Annotated in this window: 16 protein-coding genes and 1 tRNA gene; 9 read left to right on the top strand and 8 right to left on the bottom strand. The window is 72.0% G+C overall.

Annotated elements, in window-relative coordinates:
* Positions 1-97: 97 nt before the first annotated feature.
* Complete coding sequence (locus tag QFZ74_RS09285) at positions 98-1,363, bottom strand: hypothetical protein (RefSeq protein ID WP_307624092.1); 1,266 nt, start codon at positions 1,361-1,363, stop codon at positions 98-100.
* 282 nt (positions 1,364-1,645) lie between these two features.
* Between QFZ74_RS09285 and QFZ74_RS09280 the strand changes: the two genes are divergently transcribed.
* Positions 1,646-1,720: transfer RNA gene (locus QFZ74_RS09280), tRNA-Val, on the top strand.
* A gap of 162 nt (positions 1,721-1,882) precedes the next feature.
* Positions 1,883-2,737, top strand: a complete 855-nt coding sequence (locus QFZ74_RS09275) for a GH25 family lysozyme (RefSeq protein WP_307620323.1) — start codon at positions 1,883-1,885, stop codon at positions 2,735-2,737.
* A 122-nt stretch (positions 2,738-2,859) separates the two neighbouring features.
* Here the strand turns inward: QFZ74_RS09275 and QFZ74_RS09270 are convergent, their stop codons facing one another.
* Positions 2,860-3,528, bottom strand: a complete 669-nt coding sequence (locus QFZ74_RS09270; RefSeq protein WP_307620322.1) for an HAD-IA family hydrolase — start codon at positions 3,526-3,528, stop codon at positions 2,860-2,862.
* A gap of 250 nt (positions 3,529-3,778) precedes the next feature.
* Positions 3,779-4,360 (bottom strand): TMEM165/GDT1 family protein, encoded by a 582-nt coding sequence (locus tag QFZ74_RS09265; protein ID WP_307620321.1) that lies wholly within the window; start codon positions 4,358-4,360, stop codon positions 3,779-3,781.
* A 400-nt stretch (positions 4,361-4,760) separates the two neighbouring features.
* Between QFZ74_RS09265 and QFZ74_RS09260 the strand changes: the two genes are divergently transcribed.
* The 3 genes from QFZ74_RS09260 to QFZ74_RS09250 all read left to right on the top strand — a co-directional run bounded on the left by QFZ74_RS09260 (position 4,761) and on the right by QFZ74_RS09250 (position 7,942).
* Complete coding sequence (locus tag QFZ74_RS09260; RefSeq protein WP_307620320.1) at positions 4,761-5,405, top strand: HNH endonuclease family protein; 645 nt, start codon at positions 4,761-4,763, stop codon at positions 5,403-5,405.
* A 191-nt stretch (positions 5,406-5,596) separates the two neighbouring features.
* Positions 5,597-7,228: an alkaline phosphatase D family protein gene (locus QFZ74_RS09255; RefSeq protein WP_307620319.1), complete on the top strand. Its 1,632-nt coding sequence runs from the start codon at positions 5,597-5,599 to the stop codon at positions 7,226-7,228.
* 105 nt (positions 7,229-7,333) lie between these two features.
* Entirely contained in the window at positions 7,334-7,942 is a 609-nt protein-coding gene (locus QFZ74_RS09250) for a DedA family protein (protein ID WP_373462362.1), read from the top strand.
* A 22-nt stretch (positions 7,943-7,964) separates the two neighbouring features.
* On the opposite strand, the gene QFZ74_RS09245 is transcribed toward QFZ74_RS09250, so the two are convergent.
* The gene (locus QFZ74_RS09245; protein WP_307620318.1) at positions 7,965-8,201 is read right to left on the bottom strand and encodes a DUF2277 domain-containing protein; all 237 of its coding nucleotides are present in this window, start codon (positions 8,199-8,201) and stop codon (positions 7,965-7,967) included.
* A gap of 107 nt (positions 8,202-8,308) precedes the next feature.
* On the opposite strand from QFZ74_RS09245, the gene QFZ74_RS09240 reads away from it, so the two are divergent.
* Entirely contained in the window at positions 8,309-9,211 is a 903-nt protein-coding gene (locus tag QFZ74_RS09240) for a ketopantoate reductase family protein (protein WP_307620317.1), read from the top strand.
* 38 nt (positions 9,212-9,249) lie between these two features.
* Here the strand turns inward: QFZ74_RS09240 and QFZ74_RS09235 are convergent, their stop codons facing one another.
* Positions 9,250-9,777 (bottom strand): GNAT family N-acetyltransferase, encoded by a 528-nt coding sequence (locus tag QFZ74_RS09235; RefSeq protein WP_307620316.1) that lies wholly within the window; start codon positions 9,775-9,777, stop codon positions 9,250-9,252.
* 214 nt (positions 9,778-9,991) lie between these two features.
* Here QFZ74_RS09235 and QFZ74_RS09230 point away from each other — a divergent pair, with 214 nt between their 5' ends.
* The 3 genes from QFZ74_RS09230 to QFZ74_RS09220 all read left to right on the top strand — a co-directional run bounded on the left by QFZ74_RS09230 (position 9,992) and on the right by QFZ74_RS09220 (position 13,873).
* Positions 9,992-11,143, top strand: coding sequence for a glutathione-independent formaldehyde dehydrogenase (locus QFZ74_RS09230; RefSeq protein WP_307624090.1), 1,152 nt, complete (start codon positions 9,992-9,994; stop codon positions 11,141-11,143).
* A gap of 218 nt (positions 11,144-11,361) precedes the next feature.
* Positions 11,362-11,703: a hypothetical protein gene (locus QFZ74_RS09225; RefSeq protein ID WP_307620315.1), complete on the top strand. Its 342-nt coding sequence runs from the start codon at positions 11,362-11,364 to the stop codon at positions 11,701-11,703.
* A gap of 88 nt (positions 11,704-11,791) precedes the next feature.
* Positions 11,792-13,873 carry an MFS transporter gene (locus QFZ74_RS09220; RefSeq protein WP_307620314.1) on the top strand — a complete coding sequence of 694 codons (2,082 nt, stop codon included), beginning with the start codon at positions 11,792-11,794 and terminating at the stop codon, positions 13,871-13,873.
* A 2-nt stretch (positions 13,874-13,875) separates the two neighbouring features.
* Here the strand turns inward: QFZ74_RS09220 and QFZ74_RS09215 are convergent, their stop codons facing one another.
* The 3 genes from QFZ74_RS09215 to QFZ74_RS09205 form a co-directional block, all read right to left on the bottom strand.
* Positions 13,876-14,385 carry a GNAT family N-acetyltransferase gene (locus tag QFZ74_RS09215; protein ID WP_307620313.1) on the bottom strand — a complete coding sequence of 170 codons (510 nt, stop codon included), beginning with the start codon at positions 14,383-14,385 and terminating at the stop codon, positions 13,876-13,878.
* Positions 14,386-14,581: 196 nt separating this feature from the next.
* The gene (locus QFZ74_RS09210) at positions 14,582-15,007 is read right to left on the bottom strand and encodes a DUF1992 domain-containing protein (protein WP_307620312.1); all 426 of its coding nucleotides are present in this window, start codon (positions 15,005-15,007) and stop codon (positions 14,582-14,584) included.
* Between the two features lie 25 nt (positions 15,008-15,032).
* On the bottom strand, positions 15,033-15,704 hold the full coding sequence (locus QFZ74_RS09205; protein ID WP_307620311.1) for an O-methyltransferase: 672 nt from the start codon (positions 15,702-15,704) through the stop codon (positions 15,033-15,035).
* Positions 15,705-15,845 lie beyond the last annotated feature (141 nt).

Raw genomic sequence — 15,845 nt, 5'->3', positions numbered from 1 at the left:
GCGGAGAATGTACGGGTCTCCCGGATTCCGCCCGCGTAACACCCAATATCCGCCGCGCCGAAGCAAGCGGCAACGCGCGGCCCACCTGCGCGCCTCTCTAGGAGCCGGTGCCGCCGCGCTCCCCGCGGATCTGCGTGACCACCCGCGCCACCGACCCCCGTACCGCCTCCGTCTCGGTCAGGAAGTGCCAGTAGTCGGGATGGCGCCCCTCCAGCGTCCCCACCGCCCGCTCCAGCCGGGCCACCGCCTCGTCCAGCGGACGCGCGTGCCGCGCCTCGGGCGTGGCCCGCCCGGCCATCGCCAGCCGCTGCGCGTCCCGGATCGCGAACCGGGTCCGCTCGATCTCCTGCTGCGGGTCCTTCTGCACGGCGTTCAGCCGCGTGAGCCGCTCACCGGCCGCCGACACCGCCTCGTCCGTGGTGTTCAGCAGCGCCCGCACCGTCGACAGCAGTGAGGTGGCGTCCGGCCAGCGCTGCGCGTCCCGCGCGGCCTGCGCCTCCGCGAGCTTCCGCTCGGCCTGCCGTACGCTCTCCGCCGCCTGCTCCGGCAGGGGCTGCAGGTCCTGCCAGCAGGCGGCCGCGAACCGGCGGCGCAGCTCGCTCAGCACCTGCTCGACCTGCCCGGCCCGGGTGGTCAGCGCCTGCGCGCGCGTGCGCAGCGATACCAGCCGGTGGTCGATCTCGGCGGCCCGCTCCGGCAGCCGCTCGGCCTCGGCCCGGATCGCCTCCGCCTCCCGCGCGACCCGCTCCGCGCGCTCCAGCGTCGCCTGCACCCCGTGCTGCCCGGCGCCCTGGTTCAGCCGCGTCAGCTCGGGGGAGAGCGCCGCGAGCCGGGCCGCCAGGTCGTCCGCCCGCAGCCCCGACTCCCGTACGCCGTCCAGGGCGCCGGTCGCCGCGAGCAGCGCCTGCCGGGCCCGCTCCACGGCGGGCGCCAGCCGGGCCAGCCGTGTCTCGGCGTTCCCGAGCAGGGGACCGAGGCTGTTGCCGAACCGGTCCAGCTCCCCCTTGACCCTGACCAGCTCGTCCTTGGCGGCGGTCAGCTCGGCACGGGCCCGTGCGGCGGCCGAGGCCTCCAGGCCGTCGCGGTCGAGATCGTGCGCGTCGACGGCCTCGATGTAGCGGTGGCTGACCTCGTCGATGCGCCGCCCGAGCGCCTCGAAGTCGCTCACGGCCCGCCGGGCGGCCGCGGAGTCGTCCACGGCGGCGATCGTCTCGACCGAGATCCGCAGGTCCCGCTGGCCGCTGTCCAGCTCGTAGAAAGCGGCCGCGGCGGCATCCTTGGCGGCCTGCGCCTCGGCCCGCTGCCCCTCGGCCCGCCCCCCGAACCACCGTCGCGTCCCCCCACCGGCGAACGCCCCGGCCATGACGAGCGCGACTCCCACGGGCAGACTCACCAGCCTCAGGACATCGCGCACCGCACCTGAAGTCCTCGGGGGTGTCGCCGTCACATCCCTCTCCTGTGCCGTCCTTCGCCCTGCGGGCTGCCATTCTCCCACCTGTCGAGGACGAAGACACGACCCGGTTGGTTCACGGTTCGCCTATGACTTCCTGGTGGCGAGGGGTGATCGCACGAGCCTCGGGCCTCCGGCCCCGGGCACGGTTTGCAGGACGGGACCCGTGTCCATGTAGGCTGTCGACCTGTCCCGGGGTGCGTAGCTCAGAGGTAGAGCGCCTGCCTTACAAGCAGGATGTCGGCGGTTCGAAACCGTCCGCGCCCACCAGTCACAGGACACGAGCAAGGCTCAGGTCAGCGGAAGCATCCGAAGACCTGGGCCGTGTTCCATTTGCCGTCCGTCCCCTCACCGCAACCGGCCCGGCCGCTCACTCGTCTTTACGCGTTGAACGTACGAGAGAGAGCACGAGCACCCACTACCGGTGAAGGGATGCTGATGACCGTCAAGGGCATCGACGTCGCGTCGTATCAATCCGAGGCCTTTCCCACGGAAGGCATCGACTTCGTGTTCATCAAGGTCACCGAAGGCACGAGCTACACCAACCCCAAGTGGCAGGCGCAGCGCGATCACGCCCGCAGGGCCGGACTCGTCGTCGGCTACTACCACTACGCCCACGGCGTCAGAAACCTCGCCGAGGCCGACTACTTCCTGTCCAAGGTGAGCCTCGCCAAGGGCGAGATGCTGGCCTTCGACTGGGAGGACTCGGACGTCTCCAACGCCGAGAAGGACGCCTGGATCCGGTACGTCAAGAGCAAGGCGCCCGGCCATCGCGTCCTGCTGTACTGCAACCTGAACTACTGGAAGGGTCGCGACACCACGTCGTACGTCGGCGACGGCCTGTGGATCGCCGATCCGGGCGCACCGGCCGGACATCCGCGCATCCAGCACGCGTGGACGGTCCACCAGTACGGTGACGCGGGCGGCATCGACCGGAACGTGGCGAATTTCGCGAGCAAGGCCGCCCTCCAGCAGTGGGCGGGCGCGGCGCCTTCGAAGCCCCGGGTCTCGCTGGCGCATGTGGTGTACTCCGCGCGCCACGACCCGGCCGCCCCGCAGGGGCACACCACGCACGGGTCCGAAGTCCTCGTCGTCGAGCGTGCGCTGAAGGCCGAGGGCATGCTGGCCGGCCAGTACGTCGACGGCAGCTGGGGCACGAAGACCATCGCCGCCTACGCCGCGTGGCAGCGCCACCTCGGCTACAGCGGCAGCGACGCGGACGGCGTCCCCGGCCGGACCTCCCTGACGAGGCTGGCCGCCCGACACGGCTTCACGGTCATCGACTGACGCCGGCCTGCGGCATCGCCCCGATGGGGTTCCGGAGACCTGGGCGAGCCCGAGGTCAGGCGGTGAATCCTCCGTCGACCGCGATCACCGCTCCGGTGACGTAGTCGGCGTCACGCCGGGTATCAGCCGACGTGGATCCGCAGCACCCCGTCCCCCGCCGCCTCGACCCGCACCTGCGTCAGATCCCGTACGACCACGTCCGGGCCGTGGGCGGCTGCTCGCGGCCCGATGCCCACCACGCGCATTCCCGCCGCCTGGCCGGCCGCGATGCCGGCGCCGGAGTCCTCGAAGACGACGCAGTCGGCGGGGGTGAAGCCCAGTTCGGCGGCGCCCTTGAGGAAGCCCTCCGGGTCGGGCTTGCTGGCACTGACCGACTCGGCGGTGACGCGGACGTCGGGGAGGGGGAGGCCCGCGGCGTTCATGCGGGCCGTGGAGAGGGCCACGTCGGCCGAGGTCACCAGGGCGTGGGGGTGGCCCTGGAGGTAGCGGAGGAACGCGGTCGCGCCCGGGATCTCCACGACGCCGTCCATGTCGGCGGTCTCGGCCGCGAGCATGCGGGCGTTGTCGGCGAGGTTCTGCTCCACCGGCCGGTCCGGCAGGAGCAGGGCCATGGAGGCCTGCCCCTGGCGTCCGTGCACGACCTTCATCACCTCGTCGCCGTCCAATCCTTGCTGATCGGCCCAGCGTCGCCAGATCCGTTCCACGACGGCGTCCGAGTTGACGAGGGTGCCGTCCATGTCGAGCAGGAGGGCGCGGGCGGTGAGGACGGTGGGCGTGGCGGTGGCCGTCATCGGCAGCTCCAAGGCGCTACGGAGGGGGTCGCGGACGTACCCCCCGGAGGACCAAGGCGGCCCCGCCCGCCGGTCAGGGAAAACGGGCGGGAGCCACTTTGTTTCTCTACGGTACAAAACGGGGCCGGGCTCCCGCTACCGCCCCCGGCGGGCGGCGTCGGTATGCGGGCCGCCCGGCTCAGGCGGCGACCGGTCTCCCGGACGCTCCGCCGGGTCGGGCGGCGACCGGTCTCGCGGACGCTCTGCCGGGTCAGGCGGCGACCGCCTCCCAGATGCTCCAGACGCCCAGGCCCAGCATGATCAGCGCGGCGATCCGGGTGATCAGCTTCAGCGGCACCCGCTTCATCAGGGCCTTTCCGCCGATGATGCCGAGGCCGGCGACCGCCCACAGGGCGAGCACCGCGCCGATGCCGACGGAGAACGGGTCGTCGTAACGGGCGGCGAGGTTGGCCGTCATGATCTGGGTGAGGTCGCCGAACTCGGCGACCAGGATGAGCGTGAAGCCCGCTCCGGCCACCTTCCAGAAGGACTGGTCCTCCGGCGGCTTGATGTTCTCCTCGTGGTCGTCCTTCTTCAGCAAGAGCACCGCGGCGCCGCCGAGGAAGAGGACGCCCGTCACCGCGTGGACGATCTGCTGCGGCAGCAGGGTCAGCAGGCTGCCCGCGGCGACGGCGAGCACGACGTGCAGGGTGAAGGCGGCGGCCACGCCCGCGAAGACGTACGAGGCGCGGTAGCGGGTGCCGAGGACGAGACCGGCGAGCGCGGTCTTGTCCGGCAGTTCGGCGAGGAAGACGACGCCGAAGACGAGTGCCGTCACGGTCAGGCTGATCAAGGTCCCTCAATCGGTCGGGGCCGCCCCGCCGAGAGTGCGTTGCTGTTCGCGGACACCTCGGCGCGGCAGCACACATGGCACCCGGGCCGTACGGCTCGGGCGTGCACTGCTTGCCGAAGGTCTCGCTGGGTGGCCTCGTGACCGAGGTCTCCCTCCGGGCGCCGGCTCAGGCGGGCTGAGCAGTATGTCGACGGTCCGGCGAAGAGCTACTCCCCTTCTGCTCCTGCCATGGTACGGGACCGGCCGTGACCGGACGTTTGCCCCAAAGTTGTCATGAACCTTGTCGGGTCATGTACGCGTCACTATCGTCTTACCGGATGCACACCCTCCGGCCATCCGGCGCTGTGAGCATTTCCTAGCTCGTGCCCAACACCCTCACCCCACAAGGGAGTTCGTTGCCATGCGGAAACTCTACGCGCGTCGACGGTTCGGCATAGTCGCGGCCCTCACCGGGCTCCTCGCCTCCGTCGCGCTCCTCAACTCGCCGACGGCCTCCGCCGCGCTTCCCACCCCGGTCAGCGGAGCCACCGCCCGCAGCTACCTCTCCCAGCTCACCGTGGCCTCCGAGAACCGCACCGGCTACAGCCGCGACCTGTTCCCGACGTGGATCACCATCAGCGGCACGTGCAACACCCGCGAGTGGATCCTCAAGCGCGACGGCTCCAACGTCGTCACCGACTCCGCCTGCGTGGCCCAGAGCGGCAGCTGGTACTCCCCGTACGACGGCGCGACCTGGTACGCGGCGGCCGACGTCGACATCGACCACCTCGTCCCGCTCGCCGAGGCCTGGGACTCCGGTGCCAGCAAGTGGACCACCTCGCAGCGCCAGGGCTTCGCCAACGACGTCACCCGGCCCCAACTGCTCGCCGTCACGGACAACGTGAACCAGGCCAAGGGCGACCAGGACCCGTCGACCTGGATGCCGTCGGTCTCCTCCTACCGCTGCACCTACGTCCGCGCCTGGGTCCAGGTGAAGTACTACTACAACCTCTCGGTCGACTCCGCCGAGAAGAGCGCGCTCACCAACTACCTCTCGGGCTGCTGACCCGTCAAAAGCCGCGCTCCCCGCACTCCCCGCGCTCCCCGCACTCCCCGCGCTCCCCGCAACTCCCCGCACTCCCCGCGCTCCCCGCAACTCCCCGCGTTCTCCGCAGTTCTCCGCGGTTCTCCACGCAGGAACCTCCCCGCCCGGCCCCGTCGTTCCGTACCGTACGGGGCGACGGAGGAGGGACGATCATGGCGGGACTGCGCCTGGGGCCACTGCTGAGGTACGCCGACGGCTCGTCAGCGACCGTATGGGTCGAGACGAGCCGTCCGTGCGCGGCCGAGGTGCGCTGTTCGGACGGCGCCGGCGGCACGGCCCGTACCTTCCAGGTGGCGGGCCACCACTACGCGCTGGTGCCGGTGACCGGGCTCACGCCGGAGTCGGCGCCGTCGTACGAGGTGTTCCTCGACGGCGCCCGCGTCTGGCCCCTGCCCGGCTCGCCGTTCCCGCCCTCCGTCATCTCCGCCCCTGGCTCCGGCACCGTCCGGCTCGCCTTCGGCTCCTGCCGCTGGGCCGCGCCCCCGGCCGCCGAGCGGGACCCGGTCGGCCCCGACGCCCTCGGCGCGCTCGCCGCCCGCATCGTCGCCGGCGGTGAACGCCCCGACGTGCTGCTGCTGTTGGGCGACCAGGTCTACGCCGACGAGACCTCCGCGGCCACCCGGCGCTGGCTCGCCGCCCGCCGCGGCCTGGACGCCCCGCCGGGCAGCGAGGTCGCGGACTACGAGGAGTACACCCGGCTCTACTACGAGTCCTGGCTCGACCCCGGGGTGCGCTGGCTGCTGTCCACCGTGCCCAGCTGCATGATCTTCGACGACCACGACGTGATCGACGACTGGAACACCTCCGCCGCCTGGCTCGCGGACATGCGGACCACCGCGTGGTGGCAGGAGCGGCTGCTGAGCGGGCTGATGTCGTACTGGGTCCATCAGCACCTGGGGAACCTCTCCCCGGACGACCTGGCCGCCGACCCGCTCTACCGCGAGGTCCGCGCGACCCCCGACGCCACCGGCCTGCTGCGCGCCTTCGCCTCCCGGGCCGACACCCAACCGGCCTCGGCCCGCTGGAGCTACCGGCGTGACTTCGGGCGCGTACGCCTGCTCATGGTGGACAGCCGGGCTGCGCGGGTGCTCGACGAGGACGGCCGCGCCATGCTCGATCCGGGCGAGGCCGAGTGGCTGCGCGCACAGGCGCTCAAGGATCGGGAGGAGTGCGACCACCTCCTCCTCGGCACCTCCCTGCCCTGGCTGCTGCCGCACCTGGTGCACGACGCCGAGTCCTGGAACGCGGCCCTGTGCCGGGGCGAGCGCGGGGCGCGCTGGGCGCGCGTCGGCGAGAAGGTGCGCCGCGCGGCCGACCTGGAGCACTGGGCGGCCTTCCCGGAGTCCTTCGCCGATCTGACGGCGCTGATCGCCGAGGCCGGTTCGGGCCCGAGCGCGCCCGCCAGCATCTGCGTGCTCTCCGGGGACGTCCACCACGCCTACGTCGCCGAGCCGTCGTGGCCCGAGGACGCGCCCGTGGCCGCGCCCGACGCCCGGGTCCTGCAGCTCACCTGCTCGCCGGTGCACAACTCCATCCCGCTGTCGATGCGGCTCGGCTTCCGCTTCGGCTGGAGTGGCGTGGCGCGGCGCCTCGGCAGATGGCTGGCCCGGCACGGCCGTTGCCCCCGGCCGCCGGTGAACTGGCGCAGGACGGGCGGCCCTTGGTTCGGCAACCAGCTCATGACCCTGACCCTGCGCGGGCGTTCGGCCGGGATGCGACTGGAGCAGGCGGGAGAGGACGGAGCGCTGGCCTCCGCGGCCGAGTTCGACCTCACCGGTCCCTGAACACGCACCGGTCCCTGAACAACAACTTGATCTCCTCTGACCCTCCTGTCACGTCCGCGGCGTACGCTGTCGGGCGGCCGACGGGGGAGTGGGGGCGGGGTTGCCGTGTGGGAGAGCGTGGGGTCACTGACCGCCGGGCCGTGGATCTACGCCATGGTGGCGCTGTCGGTCCTCCTCGACGTCTTCCTGCCGGTGCTGCCGAGCGGGGTGCTGGTGGTCGCGGCGGCCACGGCAGCGGCGGCGGGCTCGGGCGCGGCGACGGGCCGGGTCCCGCAGCATGTTCCGGACATCCTCGTCCTGATCTTCTCCGCGGCCACCGCGTCGGTGCTCGGTGACCTGGTGGCGTACCGGCTGGCCTGGCGCGGAGGTGAGCGGCTGGACCGGGCCATCGCCCGCTCCCGGCGCCTCACCACCGCGCAGGAACGTCTCGGCGCGGTCCTGTCCCGGGGCGGCGGCGCCCTGGTCGTGCTGGCCCGGTTCGCCCCGGCCGGGCGCTCGGTGGTCTCGTTCTGCGCGGGCGCGGCCCACCGCCGGGTCCGCGACTTCCTGCCCTGGTCCGCCCTGGCCGGGATCGCCTGGGCCGGCTACAGCGTCGCCCTCGGCTACTTCGGCGCCCAGTGGCTGGGCGCGACCTGGCTCGCGGCGGGGGTGTCGCTCACGGCGCTGTTCGGCGTCGGGACGGGGGCGGCGTACCTGATGCGCCGCCAGTCGTAGCCGACCGCCCGCAGGGGAGTGGTCAGCCCGCCTCGCGGGCGGCGGGCGACCGGCCGCGGATCTCCAGGCCGTCGAGCAGCTCGGCCGTCGCCTCGGTGACGGCGTCCACGGCCCGTTCGAACACCTCCCGGTTGTGGGCGGCGGGCGCCCGGAATCCCGAGACCTTGCGTACGTACTGCAACGCCGCGGCCCGGATCTCGTCCTCCGTGGCCTCCTCGGCCAGCGCGGGCGGGCGAAGCGTCTTGATACTCCGGCACATGTCCCCAGTCTCCTCCTCATGTCTCGCCGTGCACCCGTACTTCCTGCGAGGATCTCCCGCGTGGCGGCCACCGATTCGGGGCCGACCGACGAGAGGACCCACGCGACATGACGAACGACGAACTCACCGTGGCCGTCCTGGGCCCCGGCGGGATCGGCGGCCTGCTGGCCGCCCTGCTCGCCCGGGCCGGGCACCGGGTGATCTGCCTGGCCGGCGAGGACACCGCCCACGCGCTGCGCACCGGCGGGATCCAGCTGCGCAGCGCCCGGTTCGGCGACTTCACCGCCCCTGTCGAGGCCGAAACGGAGCTGCGCGAGCCGGTCGACGCCTGCCTGGTCGCCGTCAAGCACACCAGCCTCGACGCGGCCCTCACCCGCGTCCCGCCCGAGATCCTCGGCGACGGTCTCCTCGTACCGTTCCTCAACGGCGTCGAACACCCCGAGGCCCTGCGCGCCCGCTACCGCGCCGACCGGGTCGCCCCGGCCGTCATCCGCTGCGAGTCCACACGCGTCGCCCCGGGCGTGATCGAACACGGCAGCCCCTTCGCCGAGATCGACCTGACCGGTACCGGGGTCCCCCGGCCCCGCCTCGACGCCCTCGCGGCGGCGCTCGCGGACGCCGGACCGGCCACCCGCGTCCTGGAGGACGAGGCGTCGGCGCTGTGGGCGAAGATGGCGTTCCTCGCCCCGTTCGCCCTGCTGACCACGCGCTACGGCGTGCCCATCGGCGAGGCCCGGACCCGGTACCGCGAGGAGCTGACGGCCCTCGTCCAGGAGACGGCGGCCGTGAGCCGCGCCTGCGGAGCCCCCGCCGACCCGGCGCAGGCACTCGCCCGGTACGACACCTTCCCCGACCGTACGAAGTCCTCGATGCAGCGCGACGCCGAGTCCGGCCGACCGCTCGAACTCGACACTATCGGCGGCGCGTTGCTGCGCGCTGCCGACCGGCACAACGTGCTGGTCCCGGTCACCGCCCGCCTGGTGCGGGAGCTGAGGCAAGCCGGTCACTGAGCCGTGGGCGCGGGGGCGGGCCACGGGAGCTACGGCACTCAGTCCCCGTCCTCCGCGCCCGCCGCGAGGTCGTACCGCCAGTCGTTGGACCGGATCGGGTTGCCCTTCGGGTACTCGAAGTCGGCCTGTCCGCGCAGGGTGAACCCGGCGCTGCGGCAGACCGCGTTCGACGCGGCGTGCGACACCTTCGGGAACGCGTGCAGATACCGGTGCCGCCCGGCCGCCCGGGCCTCCTCGACGAGGGCGCGCGCGGCCGCCACCGCCAGCCCCCGCCCCTGGAACCCGGGCAGCACGCCCCAGCCGGTCTCCCACACCGTCCCGTCCTGCCAGGACTGCTCCCAGAACCCGATGGAGCCGACCGTCTCACCGCCGTCCCCCAGCGTCACCCGGTACATCCGCCCCGCCGACGGCTCGACGTATCTGCGGTGCCGCCCGGCGAGCTGCTCCTCGGTCTCGGGGCCGCCCAGGAACCGGGTCATCTCCGGGCTGTTGGTCCGCCGCAGCAGCCAGAAGTCGTCCTCGGCCCAGGGCACCAAGAGCACGTGCCGTTCGCGTGTGTTCTCCATGCCGGTCACCGTAGGGCAGGGGTCTGACACCGAGGGTCCCGCCGGGGGAGGGGCTTGCATCGGCTGCCGTACGGGCGTTACCTGGAAGTACCGGCGGTGACAGCGAGAGCGCCGGGCCGCGGTTCGAACGTGGTCCAGGAGCGCGTGCTGCTGCGCGTCCCCGTCCGCGGTCCCGTCACCGCCGTGATCCGTACCGGACACGGAGGTGACAGAGGTGAAGGCCGTCGTCTACGAAGAGCCTTTCAGCGTCGCGGTGAAGGACGTCGAGGACCCGAGCATCCTGCACCCCAACGACGTGATCGTGCGGGTCACGTCGTCGGCGATCTGCGGCTCCGACCTGCACATGTACGAGGGCCGCACGGCGGCCGAGCCCGGCATCGTCTTCGGGCACGAGAACCTGGGCGTGATCGAGGAGGTCGGCAGCGGTGTGACCTCCCTGTCCGTCGGGGACCGTGTCGTGATGCCGTTCAACGTCGCCTGCGGGTTCTGCAAGAACTGCCTGGCCGGTGAGACCGGGTTCTGTCTCACGGTCAACCCCGGCTTCGCGGGCGGTGCCTATGGATACGTGGCCATGGGGCCGTACACCGGAGGCCAGGCGGAGCGGCTGCGGGTGCCCTTCGCCGACTTCAACTGTCTGAAGCTGCCGGAGGGCGACGAGTTCGAGACCGACTTCGTACTGCTCGCCGACATCTTCCCGACCGGGTACCACGGGTGTGAACTCGCCCAGGTGTCGCCCGGTGAGACCGTCGCCGTCTACGGTGCCGGTCCCGTGGGCCTGATGGCCGCCTACTCGGCGCTGCTGCGCGGCGCGTCGAAGGTGTTCGTGGTGGACCGGGTGCCCGAGCGGCTGGCCAAGGCCGCGGAGATCGGGGCCATCCCCATCGACTTCACGCAGGGAGATCCGGCCGAGCAGATCAAGGAGTTGACGGACGGAGAGGGCACCGACAAGGGCATCGACGCCGTCGGCTACCAGGCCCAGGCCCCCGACGCCAGCCACGAGGAACCCGCCATCGTCCTCAACTCGCTTGTCGAGACCGTACGGCCGACCGGCAGGCTCGGCATTCCGGGGCTGTACGTCCCGTCCGACCCGGGAGGACCCGACGAGCACGCCAAGCACGGCCAGCTCCTGGTCTCGATCGGCAAGATGTTCGAGAAGGGGCAGAAGATGGGCACCGGCCAGTGCAACGTCAAGCGGTACAACCGCCAGTTGCGCGACATGATCATCTCCGGCCGCGCCCGGCCCAGCTTCGTCGTGTCCCACGAACTCCCGTTGGACGAGGCCCCGCTGGCGTACGAGAAGTTCGACAAGCGGGTCGAGGGCTACACCAAGGTGGTGCTGCATCCCGGTCACGACCTCGCCGCCTGACTCACCGCCCGCACGGCCCGCACGGCCCTGACGGCCGGGTGAGGCCCTGACGGCCGGGTGAGGAAGACCAGAACCGCCCCCGCGTCGTGGAGCACCTTCCCGACGCGGGGGCGGTTACCGTCGAACCCGATGCGTGTTCGACAGCACAAGACACACGTTCGCGTGAAGCTCCGGGAACAGGCTCGCCGTCCAAAATCGAACAGGCGTAGCATTGCGGTGTGGCTGAGACCTATGACTTTCCTGATGACCTCCGCGCTGGTCAGGAGGAGCTGCATCAGGTCCGGGCCGAGTTGTCGGTCCTGCTGAAGCGGCTTCCGTGGTCGGTCGTGCCGCTGGACGGCTTCAGTGACGACCACGGCTGGCGCAAGGTGGAACGGCCCGCCTCCCCGGGCTGGACGGCCGACGAGCAGGCCGAGGTGGAGAAGCTGCGCCGGCGGGAGCACGAACTCGCGGTGTTCGTGAGCGGCCACCGCTTCTGGACGCAGCTGACCGGGCCGGACCGGGTGGCCGCCCGCAGCCGACTCAAGCACGCGCACGAGGAGCCCGACGGCTCCGAGTGACCGCTGCCGGAGCGAGAGCGGGCGCTCGACAGGCCGTGACCGGGGAACCCGTTCACGATGGAAGGGTCACGAGAGCCCGGGAGGTCACATGGCCCTGGAGGCCCACGGCACGGCGAAGGACGGCGCGAGCGGCATACCGACGGCGAACGGTGGACCAGGGGGAAAGGGCGCCGGACAGCATGTCCCCGGCAGCGTCCTCGCCTCTGTCGGCGCCCTTCTGCTGGGTCTGCTGCTCGCCGCGCTCGACCAGACCATCGTGGCGACCGCGCTGCCCACCATCGTCAGCGATCTCGGCGGCCTGGAGCACCTGTCCTGGGTGGTCACGGCGTACCTGCTGGCCTCGACCGCGGCCACCCCGCTGTGGGGCAAGCTCGGCGACCAGTACGGGCGCAAGAAGCTCTACCAGGCCGCGATCGTGATCTTCCTGATCGGCTCCGCGCTGTGCGGCGCGGCGCAGGACATGGGCCAGCTCATCGCCTTCCGGGCCCTGCAGGGACTGGGCGGCGGCGGCCTGATCGTGCTGTCGATGGCGATCGTCGGCGACCTCGTCCCACCCCGCGACCGCGGCCGCTACCAGGGGCTGTTCGGCGCCGTCTTCGGCGCGACCAGCGTGCTCGGGCCGCTGCTCGGCGGCCTGTTCACCCAGCACCTGAGCTGGCGCTGGGTCTTCTACGTCAACCTGCCCCTCGGCGTGGTCGCCCTCGCCGTGATCGCCACGGCCCTGCACATCCCGCACCGCGCCGTCCGCCACGTCATCGACTACCTCGGCACCTTCCTGATCGCCTCGGTCGCCACCTGTCTGGTCCTGGTCGCCTCGCTCGGCGGCATCACCTGGGCCTGGGACTCGCCGCAGATCATCGGGCTGGCCGTGCTGGGAGTGGCCCTGGCCGTGGCCTTCGTCGCCGTGGAGCGCCGGGCCGCCGAGCCCGTCCTGCCGCTGCGGCTCTTCCGCATGCGCACGTTCACGCTCGCCGCGGTCATCAGCTTCGTCATCGGGTTCGCGATGTTCGGCGCGATGACGTACCTCCCCACCTTCCTCCAGGTCGTCCACGGCATCTCGCCGACCATGTCCGGCGTGCACATGCTGCCCATGGTGGTGGGCCTGCTGCTGTCGTCGACGGTGTCCGGGCAGATCGTCAGCCGCACCGGCCGCTGGAAGGTCTTCCCGGTCCTCGGCACCGCGGTCACCACCCTCGGCCTGCTGCTCCTGCACCAGCTCGACGAGTTCAGCACGACGGCCGAGATCAGCGGCTACTTCTTCGTCTTCGGCCTGGGCCTCGGCCTGGTCATGCAGGTCCTCGTCCTGATCGTGCAGAACTCCGTCTCCTACGAGGACCTCGGCGTCGCCACCTCCGGGGCCACCTTCTTCCGCTCCATCGGGGCCTCCTTCGGCGTCGCCATCTTCGGCACGGTCTTCGCGAGCCGCCTCGGCGACGAGCTCACCGCCGCCTTCCGCGGCGTGCGGCTGCCCGGCGGCCTCTCCGCGGACCGGCTCGCGGCCGACCCGCACGGCATCGTCGCCCTGCCGCCCCCGCTGCGCCCGGCCGCCCTGCACGCCTACGCCGTCTCGATCTCCGACGTCTTCCTGTACGCCGCGCCGGTCGCCCTCCTCGGCTTCGTCCTCGCCTGGTACCTCAAGGAGGACCGCCTGCGCGGCTCGGTCACCGCGCCCGACGGGACCGAGACCCTCGCCAGCAACCCCGTCGAGCGGTCCTCCTACGACGAGTGCTGCCGGGCGCTGTCGCTGCTGGGCACCCGCGAGGGGCGGCGCGAGGTCTACGAGAAGATCACCCGCCGGGCCGGCTACGACCTGCTGCCCGCGGCGAGCTGGCTGCTGCTGCGGATCAGGAGGTTCGGCGCGGTGGAGCCGGCCCTGCTCGCCGAGCGCGGCGTCATCCCGCTGCCCGCGCTCCTGGCGGCCGTCCGCCAGGTCGAGGAGCGGCGGCTGGCCGTGCGCGAGGGCGTCGACCTCGTCCTGAGCAAGCAGGGGCACGAGGTCGCCGACCGGCTGGCGCACGCCCGGGAGGAGTCCCTCGCCGAATTGCTCGGCGACTGGTGGAGCGCCGAGCGGCCCACCGATCTGACTCAGCTGGTGAAGGAGCTGACCGACGAGATGAGCGGCTCCCGGCGCGAGCAGCCGCAGGACGGGACGGCGGCCCCGGCCCGCTGAGGTCAGCCGAGGTCCTTGCGGAACCAGTGCTCGGCGTACTTGTCGTCGTTGTGCGGCTCGGTCTCCGTGTAGCCGAGGCGGGCGTACAGCGCGCGGGCCTCCACCAGGTCGCCGCGGGTGTCGAGGATCATCCGCGTGGCTCCGAGCGCACGGGCGGCGTCCTCGGCGGCGCGCACCAGCAGTGCGGCGCCGCCCTTGCCACGCAGCTCCTTGTGCACGAAGACACGGGTCAACTCGGCCGTGCCCCGCTCCAGTAGTCGTACGCCCGCACAGCCGACGGGCTCACCACCGTACCGAGCGACCATCAACTGCCCGCCTGGTGGCGTCAGATCGCGTCCGGCGTGCGAGACGAGCCCCTTCTCCAGCTCGTCCGGGGCCGTACGGCGCCCCTCGAATCGCAGGTACCAGCGATCGCTGACCTCGGTGAAGTACGCCCGCCAGAGCGCGGCGGCGACGGGGGAGCCGAAGGGTTCGGGGGCGATGGTCCAGGACGCGTGGGTCATGCGGGGCATTGTCGGCTAGGGCCTGTCCGGCGGATAAGGTCGCAGGAAAGCTACGGTGCCTGATCAGTGTAGGTGAGCGGGGTCTGGTGCGTTCAGCTGCAAGGCGGAGGAGGGCGTCGACGCGGAGCGTCGGCAACCGACGACAACGCCGCAGATGGGCGTGCCAGACCCCGCGTCTGCGGCATGATCCGCCGGACAGGCCCTACTAGACGCCGGCCGCTCCGCGAGGCGGTTTCCGCAGCTCGCGCCACTCGCGCGCGACCTCCTCGACGTCGTACGGCTTCATGCCCAGCGGAGGGCCGGGCGGCGGCCTGAACATCATGTCGCGGATCCTGACGTTGATGTCGGTGATGATCCTCCGCGCTAGCTGCTCCGAGGGCGCCGCGTACGCCGCGGCCAGCGCGTCCTCCGCCTCCTTGCGCAGGGCCAGGGACGGAGGCAGCACCGACAGGCCCTCGCGGGCCATCTTGCGCTTGATCCACCACAGTTCGTCGTACGAGGTGTCGGTGCCCGGCGGCAGCGGTTCGCCCTCGCCCGGGAGCCCGTCGAACTCGCCGCGCGCCTGCGCGGTGCGGATCTGCCGGTCGACCCAGGACTCGAACGGGACGCCGGGAGGCTTGCGCTCGGTCATGCCCCCATTGTGCCCACGGCCGGCGTCAGGCCAGCACCCGCGCCAGCGCGAAGCCGTCGTACCCCTTGCTGCCCACCGTCTGGATCGCCGTGCCGCTCAGCCTCGGGTGGGAGGCGATCAGCTCGATCGCGGCGCGGGTGCCGCGCACGTCTTGCTCCGCGCTCTCGGCGTCGATCACCCGGCCACCGCGTACGACGTTGTCGATGATGATCAGGCTGCCGGTGCGCGCGAGCTTCAGCGCCCACTCCACGTAGCGCGCGTTGTTGGCCTTGTCGGCGTCGATGAAGACCAGGTCGAAGGGGGCCGGGTTCTCGTCGGCCAGCTTGGGCAGCGACTCCAGGGCCGGGCCGACCCGCACCTCGGTGATCTTGTCCAGCCCCGCCCGGGCGATGTTGCGGGTGGCGACCTCGGCGTGCCGCGGGCTGTACTCCAGCGAGATCAGCCGGCCGTCGGCGGGCAGCGCGCGGCCGAGCCAGATGGTGCTGTAGCCCCCCAGCGTGCCGATCTCCAGGATGTGGCGGACGTCCTGGATCTGGGCGAGGAGATGGAGGAACTTGCCCTGGTTCGCGGTCACGTTGACGTGCGGCAGCCCGGCGGCCTCGCTCTCGCGCAGGCACGCCTGAAGCGCCTCGTCGTCCGGCGCGAGATGGGTGGTGAAGTAGAAGTCGACGTCGTCCCAGAGCTGCGAGCCGCTCATTGGCCCCTTGCCTTTCCGTGTCCCGTACGGGTCGAGTACCCGCTTTTTCCGCCACCGCCAGTGTGCCCCTGACCGGCGGGCGGCACCGGGCACAACGCACTGCGGCGGGCCGGGCAGTGCCCGGCCCGCCGCAGTGCGGGG

The organism is Streptomyces sp. V3I7 (assembly GCF_030817495.1).
GTDB lineage: Bacteria > Actinomycetota > Actinomycetes > Streptomycetales > Streptomycetaceae > Streptomyces.
The sequence above is the reverse complement of the archived record's forward strand: the minus strand, read 5'-3'. Positions and strand labels throughout refer to the sequence as shown.

Excerpts from the sequence above, each read along its gene's own strand:
- QFZ74_RS09285 (WP_307624092.1), bottom strand. The coding sequence starts at position 1,363 with ATGGCCGGGGCGTTCGCCGGTGGGGGGACGCGACGGTGGTTCGGGGGG.
- QFZ74_RS09275 (WP_307620323.1), top strand. The coding sequence starts at position 1,883 with ATGCTGATGACCGTCAAGGGCATCGACGTCGCGTCGTATCAATCCGAG.
- QFZ74_RS09270 (WP_307620322.1), bottom strand. The coding sequence starts at position 3,528 with ATGACGGCCACCGCCACGCCCACCGTCCTCACCGCCCGCGCCCTCCTG.
- QFZ74_RS09260 (WP_307620320.1), top strand. The coding sequence starts at position 4,761 with ATGCGGAAACTCTACGCGCGTCGACGGTTCGGCATAGTCGCGGCCCTC.
- QFZ74_RS09255 (WP_307620319.1), top strand. The coding sequence starts at position 5,597 with ATGGCGGGACTGCGCCTGGGGCCACTGCTGAGGTACGCCGACGGCTCG.
- QFZ74_RS09245 (WP_307620318.1), bottom strand. The coding sequence starts at position 8,201 with ATGTGCCGGAGTATCAAGACGCTTCGCCCGCCCGCGCTGGCCGAGGAG.
- QFZ74_RS09240 (WP_307620317.1), top strand. The coding sequence starts at position 8,309 with ATGACGAACGACGAACTCACCGTGGCCGTCCTGGGCCCCGGCGGGATC.
- QFZ74_RS09235 (WP_307620316.1), bottom strand. The coding sequence starts at position 9,777 with ATGGAGAACACACGCGAACGGCACGTGCTCTTGGTGCCCTGGGCCGAG.
- QFZ74_RS09220 (WP_307620314.1), top strand. The coding sequence starts at position 11,792 with ATGGCCCTGGAGGCCCACGGCACGGCGAAGGACGGCGCGAGCGGCATA.
- QFZ74_RS09215 (WP_307620313.1), bottom strand. The coding sequence starts at position 14,385 with ATGCCCCGCATGACCCACGCGTCCTGGACCATCGCCCCCGAACCCTTC.
- QFZ74_RS09210 (WP_307620312.1), bottom strand. The coding sequence starts at position 15,007 with ATGACCGAGCGCAAGCCTCCCGGCGTCCCGTTCGAGTCCTGGGTCGAC.
- QFZ74_RS09205 (WP_307620311.1), bottom strand. The coding sequence starts at position 15,704 with ATGAGCGGCTCGCAGCTCTGGGACGACGTCGACTTCTACTTCACCACC.